The sequence below is a fragment of the Planococcus sp. TJ-301 genome, from assembly GCF_058268475.1.
This window is the reverse complement of the sequence record NZ_JBZDOH010000001.1, coordinates 1,806,344-1,819,488: the sequence shown is the minus strand read 5'-3', so window position 1 is coordinate 1,819,488 and position 13,145 is coordinate 1,806,344. Positions and strand designations below refer to the sequence as shown.

Genomic DNA, 13,145 nt, shown 5'->3' with positions numbered 1-13,145 from the left:
GGTCAATCATAAACAACGAAAAGGGGAGAACAATATGAAAAAGAAATTATCATTTTTAGGTGTAATTCTATCAGCAGGGATGCTTATGGCAGCTTGCGGAGGTTCAGAAGACTCAGCCGGTTCGGGAGGATCAAGCACTGAAGGCGGCAGCGATTTGAATCTAGTGGAGGAAGGCAAATTCACAACAGCTTCAAGCGGTCTGTACAAACCGTTCAATTTTACAGAAGGCGGGACTTTGACAGGGTTTGATATTGATGTCAGCAATGCAATTTCAGAGGAAATGGGCCTTGAGCCGAATCCAATCACAACACCATGGGAAACAATTATCCAGGGTCTAACAACTAACCGTTTCGATGCGATTATCGGATCGATGGCGATTACAGAAGAGCGTGAAAAGCAAGTTTCGTTCTCTGATCCATATTATTACTCAGGTGGTGTAATCTTCGTACGCGAAGGTAACACTGAAATCACTTCGGAAGCTGATCTGGAAGGTAAGAAAATTGGTGTTGTAGGACAAAGCACATACGATACAGCTGCACAAAAATACACGGAAGATATTCAGTATTACAATAGTGATGTTGTCGCATTGCAGGATTTAGCAATCGAAGGACGTTTGGATGCGGTCATCACGGCTGACGTAGTAGGCTTTGAAGCACAAAAAGCCGGTCTTGAAGTCGAAATAGTCGGTGATCCACTTTGGATTGAGCAAGCAGCTGTTGCAGTAAACAAAGAAGATGAAGAATTGCTGGCTGCAGTGAACGAAGCATTGGCTGCAATCATTGAAAACGGCACATATGAAGAAATCTCTGATAAATGGTTTGGCCGTAACCTCCTTGACGTAGATCTTGAAGGAGTCGAGATCCTCAAATAATCATTTGGCCTAGGGAGGAATGGTGTTAATGTTAGAATTATTTGCAACAGTATATGAAGTATTTATGCGGACCTATCAGGGATTCCTGGAAGCGACAGTTGTCACGCTGCAATTGACCGCAATCGGTGTCATTCTGGGTACGGTAATCGGTTTGGTATTTGCCTTGATGAAAATTTCGGGATCGAAAATCCTGAGGGGAATTGCTAATATTTATATTACGGTCATCCGCGGAACACCGCTGATCGTTCAAATCATGTTCCTGTACTTCGGGATAGTGGAAATTTACACAATGGATAATTTCTGGGCAGGCGCCATTGCTCTAGGTGTCCATAACGGTGCGTATATTGCGGAAATTTTCCGCGGCGCCATTCAGGGCGTCGACCCTGGGCAGCGTGAGGCGAGTATGTCGCTTGGCATGAATCGGAGACAGACCATGCAGCGCATCGTCTTTCCACAAGCCTTACGCCGTTCGATTCCACCGCTTGGCAACCAGTTCATCATTACATTGAAAGATTCGTCGCTGGTTTATATTATCGGGGTATCGGAAATCTTCGCACTTGCGAACCGTGAAGCAGCACAATCTTTCCAGCCGTTTGAGTCGTTCCTGGTTGTCGCGCTGTATTACTTGGTACTCGTAATGATCTTTACGTACCTATTGCGCTTATACGAAAATAAACTCGATGTGGACAAAGCCTAAGGAGGGTTAAACATGATAATCGGAGAAAATATACACAAATCCTTTGGCGACCTTGAAGTGCTAAAAGGCATTGATTTGCATGTGAAGCCCCAAGAGGTTGTCGTTCTGGTCGGGGTCAGTGGATCCGGAAAAAGTACGCTTCTCAGGTGTTTTAACTTTTTAGAAATGATCAATAGCGGGAAAATTACAATTGACGGTCATACAATCGACCCTAAAAAAGAGAATTTGCCTCAAATCAGAGCGGAAGTCGGGATGGTTTTCCAACACTTCAACTTGTTCCCACATAAAACCGTTTTGGAAAATGTCATTGAAGCGCCGATTACGGTGAAAAAAATGAAAAAAGAAGAAGCGAAAAAGCTGGGAATGGAGCTTCTGAAAAAGGTCGGCCTTGAAGATAAGGCGGATGTTTATCCCAGCAAACTTTCTGGCGGCCAAAAGCAGCGGGTGGCAATTGCGCGGTCTCTTGCAATGAAACCGAAGGTCATGCTATTCGATGAACCTACTTCTGCTCTCGATCCTGAATTGGTCGGAGAAGTTCTGCAGGTCATGAAACAGCTTGCGGAAGAAGGAATGACGATGGTCGTCGTGACGCACGAGATGAAGTTCGCAAAAGAAGTAGCGGACCGTGTGATTATGATCGACCAGGGGACAATCATTGAATCGGCAGATCCAAAAACGTTCTTTGAAAATCCTCAGCACGAACGCACAAAACAATTTATCCAATTGGTCGAATAAGAAAATCGTGAAAACCCCGGATTCCGTAAGCAAAGGAATCCGGGGTTTTATGTCGAATTAGGTGAAGAAAAGGGAGGTGCCGGCATGGAATTGATTGAAACGCCTTATTATTTGAACGACACCCATAAGCATATCGAAAAAGTGCTGAGTTTTAACAACACCAATGTGGTGAACATGCAGCTGCAGATCGGGCAGACGGTAGCGGAGCATGAAGTGGATGCGGATGTTCTCATCATCGTCAAAAGAGGGAAAGTGATTTTCACGGTAGAGGGCAGGGAAGTTGAAGTGTCCCAACACAATATGCTCCATATGGCTCCTGGTGAGAAGCATAGCTTACGGGCAGAAGAAGTCAGTGATTTCATGGTACTGCAGATCAAGCGTTAAGAAAAAACAGGCGCCAGCGTGAATTCACGCCGGTGCCTGTTTTTCTTATTGTCCAGCTCCGGCGCCTAGGCCCTCGAGACGCTTCGGTCTTGTTTAGAATGGCAAAAAGCGCCATTCAAGCCAAGCCCTCCAGCGCTTGTCGGGCCTAGCAAGGCGCCTGCACTTTTCATGTCACCAATCAATCTGTTCAGGGTAATCAGCTTTAAAGTAAATTTCGTGTATGCTTTTTTTGGATGGATTTGCCGCTGCCAGCACCTGCTGGCGAAATGCGGTGTATTCGTTGTCTTGCACAGCAATCTTCATCGCGACAGCAGACAGCGCTTTTTCACGCTGCTGCTTCGCCATATCGATAAACTTCAGATTGAGAAAATCGATGTATTGGATAGCATAATCACCGACAGAAGAAGATTGGCTGAATGTCTTCATGATGATCTGGTATTCTTCTTCAGGCACTTGGCCGTGAAGGCAATCCAGCACAAGCGACTGGAAATGAGTGATAACGTGCACTTCTGGCTCCCAGTCGGGGAATGTGGATTCTTCGCGGTGCAGGCGGACAAAATCCTTGAGTGCCACCGCTGCGTATAAGATTTCAGGCCACAGCACTTCCGTAGAGAAATAGATATTTTTATCAGGAGATATAAAGCTCTTTTGTTTTTTTGCGTGTTCCGTCAAACCGTTAAAAACAGTTTCCAAATTGCGTTCGCCAAGCGCGGCTTGGCGGATTGCGTGGGAAATCCCAAGAATCCGGGTCCGGGAGCCGGTATAATTATGGTATTTGTTTTCATCGCCGATTACATGGTAAATCGCTTTGTTCAATTCTTCAAGATCGAAATAATCACCGCTTATCTTAACGCCTGCGTGGTTAGGGGTGTTCTGCAATGTCAGCATGTATCTGTCTCCTATCGTTTAGGTTTGTAGTCGAGTTCGCGGAACAGGTCGTTGCGTTCTTCCTCTGTCAGATTCCGCCATTCGCCTGTCGATAAGCCGCCTAGGTGAATGTTCATAATGCGCACCCGCTTCAAATCGCGGACTTCATAGCCGAGCGCTTGGCACATGCGCCGGATCTGACGGTTCAATCCTTGTCGGATCGTCAAGCGGAATGAGAATTTCGAAATCTTCTCAGCTTTAGCCGGCAGCGTTTTTGTATCAAGAATCTCAACGCCTTCCGACATTTTCTTCAAGAAAGATTCTGTAATCGGCATATCCACTTTGACGATGTATTCTTTTTCGTGTTCATTTTCCGCCCGTAGAATCTCGTTGACAATGTCGCCGTCGTTCGTCAGCAAAATCAAACCTTCCGAATCCTTGTCCAGCCTACCGACGTGGAAGATACGCAAAGGATGGTTGACGAAATCCACAATATTGCCTTCGATATGGCGCTCGGTCGTACTTGTAATGCCAACGGGTTTGTTGAGCGCGATGTAGACGTATTCTTCTTGCGGTTGTTCAATGATTTTGCCATCGACTTGGACTTCGTCGCGCGGTCCGACTTTGCTGCCAAGTTCCGCCAGCTGGCCATTGATAGTGACACGTCCTGCTTCGATGAATTTATCGGCGCCGCGGCGCGAGGTGATGCCCGTTTCACTCAAAAACTTATTGATTCGCATAAATAAAATCCCTTCATTGCTTATTTCTTTTTCTATTAAACAGTATACCCTTCAGGCCGAATAAACAAAACGATGTGAAATGGGACCTAGAATTTATCCAAATCGCTTGCAATTTTCTAATTTTTTTGACAATATAGAAGGGAAGCTGTTTCTTGATGTGCAGCACTCTTTTTCTAAGGGAATGTAAGCGCATACAAGAAAGGCAAAAAAGATAAAGGGAGGAAACAGAATGGTAATGGAATATGCGATGCCGAACACGCAAGGAGCGAAACACTCTTTTAAGGAAAGGTACGAAAACTTTATAAATGGAGAGTGGCGAGCTCCGGCGAATGGCCAGTATTTTGATAATGTTTCTCCAGTAAACGGCAAAAAATTCACAGAAGTGGCGCGTTCGACAGCTGAAGACGTAGAAGCGGCGCTTGACGCTGCACATGCGGCAAAAGAGGCATGGGGCAAAACATCGACTACTGTCCGCTCAAATATATTATTGAAAATTGCAGACCGCATGGAAGAAAACCTGGAATTATTGGCAGTCGCTGAAACTTGGGATAACGGAAAAGCAGTCCGTGAAACCTTGAATGCCGATATTCCTTTGGCAATTGATCATTTCCGCTATTTCGCGGGTGTGATCCGCGCGCAAGAAGGTTCGATCAGCCAAATTGACGAAGATACGGTAGCTTATCATTTCCATGAGCCGCTGGGCGTCGTGGGCCAGATCATTCCTTGGAACTTCCCGTTGCTGATGGCTGTCTGGAAACTTGCACCTGCACTTGCAGCTGGAAACTGCGTCGTCTTGAAACCTGCTGAACAGACACCGGCGAGCATTCTCGTTTGGGCTGAACTGGTAGGCGATCTGATTCCACCAGGCGTATTGAACATCGTCAACGGCTTCGGATTGGAAGCAGGCAAACCGCTTGCTTCAAGCCCGCGCGTTGCAAAAGTGGCATTTACGGGTGAAACGACAACAGGCCGTATGATCATGCAATACGCGTCGCAAAACTTGATTCCGGTAACATTGGAGCTTGGCGGTAAATCACCGAATATCTTCTTCAAAGACATAATGGATGAAGACGATGCATTCCTGGATAAAGCGATTGAAGGTTTTGTCATGTTTGCCTTAAACCAAGGCGAAGTATGTACATGCCCTTCACGCGTACTGATCCACGAAGATATCTACGATGCATTCATGGAGCGCGCTTTAAAACGCGTTGCTGCAATTAAAATCGGCAATCCGCTTGATCCTGAAACAATGATGGGCGCTCAAGCTTCACAAGAACAAATGGAAAAAATCATGTCTTACCTGGATATCGGCAAGCAAGAAGGTGCTGAAGTATTGATTGGCGGAGACCGCAATATACTTGAAGGAGACTTAGCAGAAGGCTATTATATCAAGCCTACTGTCTTTAAAGGCAATAACAAGATGCGCGTTTTCCAAGAAGAGATTTTCGGGCCGGTCGTTTCGGTTACGACATTCAAAACAAAAGAAGAAGCGCTTGAAATCGCTAACGATACGTTATATGGATTGGGAGCGGGAATCTGGACGCGCGACACGAATACGGCTTACCGTTTCGGACGCGGCATCCAAGCTGGCCGTGTTTGGACAAACTGCTACCACCAATACCCTGCACACGCAGCATTCGGGGGCTACAAAATGTCCGGCGTCGGACGTGAGAACCACAAAATGATGCTAGACCATTACCAGCAGACGAAAAATATGCTTGTCAGCTACAGTGATGACAAACAAGGGTTCTTTTGATCAAGGAAAGAAGGGATTAAGATGGTCCAACGAGTAATTGCAACAGAAGCGGCACTTGAGCTGATTGAATTGCTGAAAAAGAAACACGGACCGGTCATGTTCCACCAATCGGGAGGCTGCTGTGATGGCAGTTCACCGATGTGCTATCCGGTAGGCGATTTGTTTCTAGGCGACCAGGATGTGCTGCTCGGCGAAATCGGTGGCAGCAAATTCTATATGCATAAAAACCAATTCGAGTACTGGAGCCATACACAGCTGATTATTGATGTTGTGAATGGGCGCGGCGGCATGTTTTCGTTGGAAGGCGTGGAAGGCAAACGGTTCTTAACGAGATCCCGGCCTTTTACAGCCGAAGAAACCAAAGAACTGCAGCAGCAGGCATAAAGAAAACCGGGTGCTTCGGCATCCGGTTTTTTTTGTCGAGAAAATTTCTAGTAGTGTCTTTTCATTTCGCTCTAGGCGGACGCGTTCCGCATCATTCAAAGGTATTTCCTAATAGAGAATCATTTCTTTTATCGAAGAACATGAAAATATGCTCTCTGAATTTCCGGCGAATATTCAGATTTGGAGCAAAACAGCTCCGACTCCCACGGGGCAGCGTAGCGACGAAGTGCCGAACTAACTCGGGCGTCAGCACGAGTTAGTTCGGCGCAAGCCCGCAGGAAAGCGGGGCTGTTTTGCGGAATATCAATGTCAAAATATACTTTATTACTTTTATAATTCTGCTTTTCAACAAACTGAAAACCGGGTGCTTCAGCATCCGGTTTTTTTGTGCAAAAAAATCGCTGAAAACCTTATGGAATAGGGGTTAAGGATGGAAAAAAGGGCAGAAAAATGGTATGATTGGAAAACGAAAGGTGGTCATGAACTTGACGAAATTAGTTAACCGTGTTTCCCATGAACAAGCCAGCCATGCAATTTCTTATGCTGCACATTCTTTAGTGACTGAAGGCTTTGATGTAACAAACGAGGATGAGAATTTTGTGAGGTCGGTGTTGACTGGCGAACGGACGGAAGCTCAATTCCACCGGGCCATCAAGTCGAAATTCAATGTCTAAGTACCAGCATAGCTCTATGTACTGCTACCCCGAGTCGGAGGTACTGGTCAATCTGTTCAACTTAATGGATGAAGAAAAACTGAAAGAGCTGGAAAAAGTCTATACGCTGTTCCGGTTATCGGAATTGCGTATTAAAAAACCCGCCGATCCGGTTGATATGGAAGCTTTTATTGAAATCCACCGCTCTATCCTGCAGGATGTCTATCCTTTTGCTGGGAAAATTCGGGAAGAGATGATTTCGAAAGGTTCTTCGTCTTTTGCGCATCCAAAGTTCATCGATGCGGAATTGCGCAGAATCTTTGTGGAGCTAAAGCAGGACAACTACCTGAAAGGCTTGCCGCGCAGCCAATTCATTCCCCGCCTTGCCCATTATTTGGCGGAACTGAATGCTTTGCATCCTTTTCGTGAAGGGAATGGCAGGACGGTAAGGGAATTCGCCCGCCAGCTTGCCTTGAACGCCGGATACCGGCTGGATTGGGAGAACATAGCGGAACCTGCTGACATTATCAATGCGTTCGTGGATTCTTTCAACGCCAGCAATACCCGCCTTGAGGATTTATTGGATGAAATCGTCTATACATAAAAGCCTGTCCATTATTGGGCTGCCTCTCCATGAAATAGATGGAAGGGCAGTCCACTCCGATGGACAGGCTTTTATGATTGTTCTTCTTTTGGCGAAGGATTGGCTTTCAGCCATTCGATGCCGAATTCGACAAGCGGACGCATAGGGGCAATCTGAACTTCAGCTTGGCCAAGTCTGCCGGTTGTGATAGCTCCCGGGTATGCTTTGGCGATTTCAGGGAAACGCTCAGAGTCCATATCCACGCAGTCGAATTGCTGCCAGATCCGCTCGCCGTCTTTCATAATAGCGGCGCCTTGTGGGGATGTAGTTCTGTCGCTTTGGACAAACTCTGCATAATGCAAAGCTGTGCATGAATCAAAACCGGTGCCGAGCAATACGATTTTCACATCCGCTTCCATCATTTTGCCAAGCGGCGACCCGGGTCCGAAAGAATTTTCGATTGGCTGCTCGCTCATCCAATGAGCGGCATTTATGCCCCAAGCCATAAAGGAGTGGGCTGGATGCGGACTGCGGATCGTGTCCGGGTGGCGGTGCAGGCATTCAGCGATTTTGCCCATGCCACGCATGGGCGTCAGGTGAGGATCATACGCTGGAAGCTCATCACGCAATGGTTGATGCCAATTTTCCGGGATGGGCGGCGCCATCCAATAAGAAGGGTCTGAGTTATCCGCTGACTGCGCAGGCATAACTAAGGTCCCTTTTACGGTAATTGTCTCTATTAATGCCTCAACGACCGCCTGAGGGCCTCCTGCAATCCATCCCATCGACTTAAGCGATGAATGGACAATGAGTGAGTCACCTTCTTTTATTCCCAGCTCCTCCAATTGGCCTTTCAAGGTTTTTTTGGATTGGAATTCAGGTGTGTTCAAAATTCTCAATAATTCTGTCATTGTTACTCCCCCTTATTTTTAATATATCATAGAAGGGAAGTGTATTTAAAAACAGCAAGAAGCAGAAGGAGTGTTGAAAATGGAAACAAGGCCGATGAAGGAATCACGGACAATCCAGACAAAACTGGTATTGCCCCCGGATACGAATCACATGAACTCAATTTTCGGAGGCAAGGTGCTTGCCTATATCGATGAGATTGCCGGAATTTCCGCTATGAAGCATTCCCGCAAACAAGTAGTAACAGCGTCGATTGACTCGGTTGACTTTCTGTCCTCCGCACACGTCGGCGATGTGTTGGAACTTGAAGCGAATGTAACGTCTACGGGCAGAACTTCAATGGAAGTTTACGTACGCGTGAAATCGCATAATTTGCAGACTGGGGAAGAGCGGCTGACTACCGAATCGTTCCTGACGATGGTCGCAATGGGAGAAGACGGCAAACCGGCGCAGGTCCCAGCTGTGATTCCGGAATCCGCAGGAGAGAAGCTCTTTTTTGAAAGTGCACCTGCCCGCCGGGAGCACCGCAAACAACGGGTAAAAACCCCAAGGTCATAAAAAAAAAGGTTCCGGAATCCTCCGGAACCTTTTTTTATGCATTTGCTTGCTGCTAACCGGAGCTATTGCTCACTGTTCATTTCTACATTGTTCAGGGTATTGCCTGGTTCACCGCTGATGACTGACAGGCTGCCGTCGGTTTCCAGAACAATTGCCTGGACTTTGTCCATGCTTCCTGTTCCTTGGTTCCGCACCGCTTGAAGAATCTCGTTTTCCGTAATTCGTTCTTTCTTCATCGCCTCTTCCAAAAACGAGCCGCCGCTATACAGTAACTTCGGTTCAGATTTGATGAAATTGGCAAAGCCTTTCGAACGGACTGCCAGAAACGTCATCAAGTACTGCATGATGATCAACAAAGCGAAGGCAGTCATCCCTTCGAGCAAGCTGACGTCTTTGCTCAATAAAACCGTCGCAAGCGTCGACCCCAATGCTACGGTTACGACCAAATCGAAAGCGTTCAATTTCGTTAATGTCCGTTTTCCGGAAGTGCGTAAAAAGAATACGAGGCCGATATACGCCAGAAAACCGACGGTGACAATTCGGATAAAACTGTTCAATGTGATTTCGAACATCTTCTTGTCCTCCTTTATTTGAGTAACATTTCGCCGCAAAACCTTATCAACATGTTGATAAGGTTTTTTTAGGGAAAAAGAACGTTTTTATCCCCACACCACACAGGTAAGCCATAAATCTTGTGCATAAGACGCAGATTAATGCACTTGGCGACGGGGAAATCTGTCTCTCTCAATAAATAACCCACATATTCTCCTGATTCCCTGGATTTCTGCAAACAAACGGATTTATATTAAATTTTCGCTTTCAAACAGGTTGAAAATCGTTGCAGGACTTGGCTTTGTGGGTAAAATGGCATGAAAAAGGCGCGGCCTAAGCCGCGCCTTTATTGCTGATTAACTTTTTGCTAAAAGCTCTTCGAAATAAGATCCGAATTCTTTTGAACGTTTTAGGATTGTGCTTGAAGAAACACCGAATTTTTCGCTGAGGTCCTTAGGCGCAAGCATTGGCCCTTTGATCAATTCGTGGTCCTGCAGGAATCTCCAATAGCCGGCAACAAGTGCTTCAGGCTTTTGGACAGTCGGTTGTTGGCTCACAAGATAGCTGTTCAGGATGCTTGTCACATTATCAACTGTTTCGGCATCAAAATCCGCCTGTTCAATATGTTTGTTAAGCTCGTTCATAACCGATTGGTGTTCAGGCGAAAGCTCAAGGCTTTCATCGACCGAGCCTGTCGAATATTTAACGATCATCTCAACGACTGCCAAATAATTGTCGTACAAATAAGCAGTACCGTCAGTAGCATTTTCGGAAGCCATTTGCGCTTTCAACTGTTCAAAGAACGGGTTGAATTCGCCGACAACTGTCAAATAGCCGTTCAAGAACAATGCGCCTTCTTCGCCGATGCGTGCATCTGGCAGCAAAATAGCCAATAATCCTTGATTGTCCTGCATATCTGTCGGAGGCTGGTCAGTCATTTTGAAGACTTCGCCTGTAAAAGCATCTTTGAATTGTGCAGAAGTATCGTTTCCGGCAACATATTGGCCAAGGAATACTTTTACATTTTTCCAGTTTTCAAGAACTTCTTTGGTTGTTGGACGCTGAGCCGCTTCAACCTGTTTTGTTAAAAAGTCTGCCCATAGTTCAGGCTTTTGCATGAACAGGAAATTTTCGATGACAAAAGCTTGCGCATCGTTTTCAGCCATTGACTGCATCAAGCGAGGCTGCCATTGCTGCTGAAGTTCACGGAACGCCGGAAGCTGTTCCTGATTCGGGTTATCCGAGAAAAATTGCTGGCGTACTTTGAACAATTCGTCATTTACCATGTCATTGATGGAAACCGTTTGCTGTTTCCCGTGACATTTTTTATACTTCTTTCCGCTGCCGCATGGGCATGGGTCATTTCTTCCTACCATTCTTATCACCTACAAGTTTTTCTTGAGTGTAACATAAAAAGGAGCGGGGCTCAAAAGTCGGACGATTCTGACGCCGCCGCACTCCTGAAATGCCTAAATAAATCTTCATTAAGAGAATAATTTGATATTGAGCGAATCCAATACGTATTGTGGGACAAAAAAGCGCACCGTCACAAGCGGATCCACGACTTGGCTGATTTGTGCCTGGCCGGCCGCGCTCATGAGCATTGTCATGTCGCTGACGCTCAAATCGGTATGCGGCAGCAGCAGATCAATTGTTTCCTCCACCGCTATTTTGACCGCTTCGTCGAGCGTCATGGCAGAAACGAGGAGTGCAAAACCGTCGCTGTTTTGGAGAACCGGATATTTCGAATGCCGGCCTTTGATGACGTCAAATGTAACCGTCGCGCGTCCCGGCACTTCAATGCCTGATACACTGACTTCGCCGTCGCCCATGGCGGCATGGAAATCCCCCAATGCGAAAAGTGCACCTTCGGCAAAGACCGGGAAGTAGAGAACTGCACCTTTTGTAATCAGTTTCGTATCCATATTGCCGCCATGTGCTCCTGGAGTGCCGCAAGAAATCGGAGGGCCGTCAGGGGCAACACCGATAACTCCGATCATCGGGTTCAAAGGAATATGGAGCTGATCACTAAAAATAGCTTTACCGCCTTCTATTGGAATGATTTTCGATTCCATTTTTTCGAGGCGATGTCCCATGACACCTAAATCCGGACCGGTCACCATAACGCCTTGAGTGCCAATTTCGAGTTCGTCGATGGTCACTTTCAGCAAATCGCCGATTCCTGCGCCTTCAATAAAAATCGGCCCCGTAGCGGGGTTTATTTCATTCCAATCGATGGCCGCGACTTCCTGTTCGGCAGATTGAAGCTGATTCTGGAAGCAATCATAGGTTTCAATGGCTACTGTATCGCCCGGCTGCACCTTCATGACAGGTTCGTTCAAATGGGAAAAGCTGTAGATGACATGATTTGTTGATAAGGTTTTCATGCTTTAGTCCTCCTATTTTTAATATTTACACAATTGTAGCAATCCGGATATTGAATAGCAAAACGAATGTGCAAGCGCTTTTGGCTGTAGTAAAATGGATGTACTACAGAGAACGGGGTGGAAGAGATGGCTGAAGGCGCAATCCAAGAACTTATTGCCTGGATGAAAATCCTATTGTTCACCGCGCTGATCGTGCTTTTGGCCCGTCAATTTCTTTTTGAGCCTGTAGAAGTGCACGGCACATCGATGATGCCTACTTTCGAGGAAGCCGATAAAGTCTTGATCGTGAAACTCAGCGATATCGATAACTTTGACATAATCGTGTTTAAGACGCCTGGGGACAGAAACTTCATCAAGCGTGTAATCGGTATTCCGGGAGATAAGATTAGCATGGACGATGACCGGCTGTTCCTAAACGGTACGCCGGTTCAAGAAGCTTACCTGGAGGAAAACCGCGTTTTAGCCAGTGAGCAGGGGCTGGGAAAACTGACAGAGGATTTCGAGGAATTCACGGTGCCTGGCGGGGCATATTTCGTGCTGGGCGACAATCGGCTAAACAGCGTGGATTCAAGGGAAATCGGATTCGTGCTCGACAAAGCAATCGTTGGAGAAGTGAAGCTGCGCCTTGAGCCCTTTGAAAATCTAGGTGCAATCGAATGAAATAAAATGATTTATTTAGAATTTCTATTTAGAGAAGCTCGCTATTTTAGCGGGCTATTCTTTTGGCTATTAGGCTATTTGAAAAAATGGTGAAACTGAGGCTATTGTTAATGTTCCGTCAAAAATATGGTGAAGTTGACAAAACTACGAACTTTTTGCATGGATGAACGTCTAATAAGTACATATTTCCTATTCAAAGAGGTTTCTTTTTATCCATAAACAGTGTAGGATATAATAAAAGTCTGAAAAGTCAATTAATAAATGTTGAATTTTGTATTAAGGAATTAAGATTCCATTATATGGATTAAAATAGGGTTTATCTGTCTCTATTTTGAAAGAGATTTGAGTATTTATGCTCTTCTATATTTTAGAAGTATTCACCTTAAGTCATGGGTCTATCAAATGCCGT

Annotated in this window: 16 protein-coding genes; 10 read left to right on the top strand and 6 right to left on the bottom strand. The window is 45.9% G+C overall.

Annotated features, from left to right (window positions below; all coding sequences use genetic code 11):
* Nucleotides 1-34: 34 nt before the first annotated feature.
* The 4 genes from AC4EHJ_RS08975 to AC4EHJ_RS08960 all read left to right on the top strand — a co-directional run bounded on the left by AC4EHJ_RS08975 (nucleotide 35) and on the right by AC4EHJ_RS08960 (nucleotide 2,687).
* On the top strand, nucleotides 35-871 hold the full coding sequence (locus tag AC4EHJ_RS08975; protein ID WP_490975218.1) for a transporter substrate-binding domain-containing protein: 837 nt from the start codon (nucleotides 35-37) through the stop codon (nucleotides 869-871).
* Nucleotides 872-899: 28 nt separating this feature from the next.
* Complete coding sequence (locus AC4EHJ_RS08970; RefSeq protein ID WP_490975217.1) at nucleotides 900-1,568, top strand: amino acid ABC transporter permease; 669 nt, start codon at nucleotides 900-902, stop codon at nucleotides 1,566-1,568.
* A gap of 12 nt (nucleotides 1,569-1,580) precedes the next feature.
* The gene (locus AC4EHJ_RS08965) at nucleotides 1,581-2,303 is read left to right on the top strand and encodes an amino acid ABC transporter ATP-binding protein (protein ID WP_490975216.1); all 723 of its coding nucleotides are present in this window, start codon (nucleotides 1,581-1,583) and stop codon (nucleotides 2,301-2,303) included.
* Between the two features lie 84 nt (nucleotides 2,304-2,387).
* Complete coding sequence (locus AC4EHJ_RS08960; RefSeq protein ID WP_490975215.1) at nucleotides 2,388-2,687, top strand: AraC family ligand binding domain-containing protein; 300 nt, start codon at nucleotides 2,388-2,390, stop codon at nucleotides 2,685-2,687.
* Nucleotides 2,688-2,858: 171 nt separating this feature from the next.
* Here the strand turns inward: AC4EHJ_RS08960 and AC4EHJ_RS08955 are convergent, their stop codons facing one another.
* Nucleotides 2,859-3,575 (bottom strand): DUF6904 family protein, encoded by a 717-nt coding sequence (locus AC4EHJ_RS08955; RefSeq protein ID WP_490975214.1) that lies wholly within the window; start codon nucleotides 3,573-3,575, stop codon nucleotides 2,859-2,861.
* An 11-nt stretch (nucleotides 3,576-3,586) separates the two neighbouring features.
* Nucleotides 3,587-4,294: a 23S rRNA pseudouridine(2604) synthase RluF gene (gene rluF, locus AC4EHJ_RS08950; protein WP_490975213.1), complete on the bottom strand. Its 708-nt coding sequence runs from the start codon at nucleotides 4,292-4,294 to the stop codon at nucleotides 3,587-3,589.
* Between the two features lie 235 nt (nucleotides 4,295-4,529).
* Here rluF and adh point away from each other — a divergent pair, with 235 nt between their 5' ends.
* From adh to AC4EHJ_RS08930, 4 genes are all read left to right on the top strand, one after another.
* Nucleotides 4,530-6,050, top strand: coding sequence for an aldehyde dehydrogenase (adh, locus tag AC4EHJ_RS08945; protein WP_490975643.1), 1,521 nt, complete (start codon nucleotides 4,530-4,532; stop codon nucleotides 6,048-6,050).
* Nucleotides 6,051-6,071: 21 nt separating this feature from the next.
* Nucleotides 6,072-6,434 carry a DUF779 domain-containing protein gene (locus AC4EHJ_RS08940; protein WP_490975212.1) on the top strand — a complete coding sequence of 121 codons (363 nt, stop codon included), beginning with the start codon at nucleotides 6,072-6,074 and terminating at the stop codon, nucleotides 6,432-6,434.
* 485 nt (nucleotides 6,435-6,919) lie between these two features.
* Entirely contained in the window at nucleotides 6,920-7,108 is a 189-nt protein-coding gene (locus tag AC4EHJ_RS08935) for a hypothetical protein (RefSeq protein ID WP_490975211.1), read from the top strand.
* The gene (locus tag AC4EHJ_RS08930; RefSeq protein WP_490975210.1) at nucleotides 7,101-7,691 is read left to right on the top strand and encodes a Fic/DOC family protein; all 591 of its coding nucleotides are present in this window, start codon (nucleotides 7,101-7,103) and stop codon (nucleotides 7,689-7,691) included. The genes AC4EHJ_RS08935 and AC4EHJ_RS08930 overlap by 8 nt, the downstream gene beginning before the upstream one ends.
* Before the next feature lie 71 nt (nucleotides 7,692-7,762).
* Here AC4EHJ_RS08930 and AC4EHJ_RS08925 read toward each other — a convergent pair whose 3' ends face one another.
* Nucleotides 7,763-8,581 (bottom strand): AAC(3) family N-acetyltransferase, encoded by an 819-nt coding sequence (locus AC4EHJ_RS08925; RefSeq protein WP_490975209.1) that lies wholly within the window; start codon nucleotides 8,579-8,581, stop codon nucleotides 7,763-7,765.
* A gap of 79 nt (nucleotides 8,582-8,660) precedes the next feature.
* Here AC4EHJ_RS08925 and AC4EHJ_RS08920 point away from each other — a divergent pair, with 79 nt between their 5' ends.
* Nucleotides 8,661-9,137 (top strand): acyl-CoA thioesterase, encoded by a 477-nt coding sequence (locus tag AC4EHJ_RS08920; protein WP_490975208.1) that lies wholly within the window; start codon nucleotides 8,661-8,663, stop codon nucleotides 9,135-9,137.
* Between the two features lie 62 nt (nucleotides 9,138-9,199).
* On the opposite strand, the gene AC4EHJ_RS08915 is transcribed toward AC4EHJ_RS08920, so the two are convergent.
* From AC4EHJ_RS08915 to AC4EHJ_RS08905, 3 genes are all read right to left on the bottom strand, one after another.
* Nucleotides 9,200-9,709, bottom strand: a complete 510-nt coding sequence (locus tag AC4EHJ_RS08915; RefSeq protein WP_490975207.1) for a DUF421 domain-containing protein — start codon at nucleotides 9,707-9,709, stop codon at nucleotides 9,200-9,202.
* 336 nt (nucleotides 9,710-10,045) lie between these two features.
* Nucleotides 10,046-11,065 (bottom strand): YecA family protein, encoded by a 1,020-nt coding sequence (locus tag AC4EHJ_RS08910; RefSeq protein WP_490975206.1) that lies wholly within the window; start codon nucleotides 11,063-11,065, stop codon nucleotides 10,046-10,048.
* A 108-nt stretch (nucleotides 11,066-11,173) separates the two neighbouring features.
* A complete protein-coding gene (locus tag AC4EHJ_RS08905) occupies nucleotides 11,174-12,076 on the bottom strand; it encodes an acetamidase/formamidase family protein (RefSeq protein WP_490975205.1) in 903 nt (300 codons plus the stop codon).
* 126 nt (nucleotides 12,077-12,202) lie between these two features.
* Here AC4EHJ_RS08905 and lepB point away from each other — a divergent pair, with 126 nt between their 5' ends.
* Nucleotides 12,203-12,736, top strand: coding sequence for a signal peptidase I (lepB, locus tag AC4EHJ_RS08900; protein WP_490975204.1), 534 nt, complete (start codon nucleotides 12,203-12,205; stop codon nucleotides 12,734-12,736).
* Nucleotides 12,737-13,145: the final 409 nt, after the last annotated feature.